The sequence below is a fragment of the Syntrophaceticus schinkii genome (assembly GCF_000946815.1).
GTDB lineage: Bacteria > Bacillota > DSM-12270 > Thermacetogeniales > Thermacetogeniaceae > Syntrophaceticus > Syntrophaceticus schinkii.
In genome coordinates, this window is sequence record NZ_CDRZ01000180.1 from 1 (window position 1) to 1,042 (window position 1,042).

Genomic DNA, 1,042 nt, shown 5'->3' on the forward strand with positions numbered 1-1,042 from the left:
GTTTAGCAAATCTTTTCTTCCAAGCCGCTGAACCCCGAGGTGTTTTAGTAAATAAGCGCAGGTCATCTTTTGGCTTCGTATAGATAACCCGTCCATAGGAAGAGGGAGAACAAGCCTGTCTGTGAGCGCACTTATCCAGGCATTTATACAAAGGACAGCGCCATTTTAAACGGTGACGCTTCTGATTAATACCCCAATACACCATCTTTAAACCTGCAAGACACACAGGTATGCCCTGCTCATTGAACTTTGCGGGAGGAAGAGAAGGCTGTCCTTTCCTTCGCTTATTCAAACAAATAAAAGGTTCAATACTATGAGCCGCAAGAAGCTTATAAATGTCATACGCATCATGAGCAGAATCAAGCAGAGCAGTGGTAAAGTGCAGTTCAGGATACAAGGCACGCATCTGGGCATAGGCAGCTACAAAAGTTCCGCTGTCATGGCGGGAAGCCTGAGTAATATGTAAAAGGATCGGCAGATCATGATCACTACCTGCTGCAGTCAAAGCGTAGAGAGAGTGTCCGTAGAACCAGCGTTCATGATAGCTGTCCCAGCCCCAGTTGGCAGTGGGGTTGGTATACAGTCGGGGACAGGAACAGCGATAAATACCCCGTTCTTTACACTGGCAGATCTTTTTACCGAAGGGGTTGGCACCCGTCTCAAGAGGGGCGCCATCGCCAGCGAACACAAAATTTTCGGGGTCACCACAAAGCCCCAGATCAAGCGATGGTTTTACGGCACACTCTTTTAAGATCTTCTGGAGCAAATGCTCAGGATTATCAGTAAAATCATAGCCATTAAGTACCTTATTCACCAATTCAGTAACAAGGCCTGGGATTTTATCAGGGAGCTTTTCACCCTTATCCGGTTTCTTATTACGTTTCTCTGGTTCACGCAGGACCCTAACTGGCTCATGCCCTAACCAAAACCTGTTTAGATAATCATAAAAAGTGCCAACACCGGGTACCGAACCCGGCTCAAAACCACAAGCAACAGCTAAGACGGGTTCAGCCTTTAAGCGTTTGACAAAAGAGGTAATTGG

General features: G+C 46.6%; 1 protein-coding gene. It reads right to left on the reverse strand.

The window, feature by feature from the left end:
* Positions 1-1,042: hypothetical protein (locus SSCH_RS19095; protein ID WP_044664873.1), on the reverse strand; the 1,042-nt coding region annotated here is incomplete at both ends.